Source organism: Roseateles sp. P5_B10, assembly GCF_056400485.1.
The window spans coordinates 1-623 of sequence record NZ_JBFULE010001567.1 but is presented as its reverse complement, the minus strand read 5'-3'; the positions used below and the strand labels follow the sequence as shown (position 1 = coordinate 623).

At 64.0% G+C, this 623-nt stretch carries 1 protein-coding gene; it reads right to left on the bottom strand.

Translation table 11 applies throughout. The annotated features are described in order from the left end of the window. Positions 1–615 (bottom strand): major capsid protein (locus AC1DU6_RS34615; RefSeq protein ID WP_477863029.1); only part of this gene is annotated, 615 nt, incomplete at its 3' end. Positions 616–623 lie beyond the last annotated feature (8 nt).

The window sequence follows — 623 nt, the reverse complement described above, 5'->3', positions numbered from 1 at the left end:
CACCATCGGCATGGCCGACAGGATCGAGCCCCAGTCACCGCTGTCCAGGCCTGCGACACCGATCAGGTCGTCAGCCGGCACCTTCGAGCAGGGGACGATGTCGGCGATCTGCTCGATCTCCTTCAGGCGCTGCAGGATCGTCTTCGGGTAGCCGGCGACGAACTCGTTGATCGAGGCGTAGACCCAGTCGGCGTAGTTCAGGAAGACCGTCACCTTGCCGTAGGCGTTGTCACCGACCAGCGCATTGATCAGCTTGCTGAAGGCGGCCAGCCAGTTCGCACCGGTGGTCGTGTTCAGGTCGAAGCCGTGCGTGTTGGTGTTGCGCTGCGGGTGGTTGCGCAGGCCGTAGATGGTCGATCCGCCGACCACGATGGTGGACAGGCCGTTGAGGGCCATGTCCTCCATCTTCTCGGCCACCTTGCGCTGGTGGTTGGCGATGGTCTCGACGTCCAGCTGAATGCCGCCCTTGCTGCTGACGGCCATCTGACGCCAGCCGAAGCGTGCGTAGCCGTCCAGGATCGGGACTGGCGTGCCTTCGTAGCTGATCACAGCTTGGTCGGCCTTGCCCTCGGAGCGGCCGTCCATCGAGACGTGCACCTCGCCAGAGTCACTGATCTTCGGGA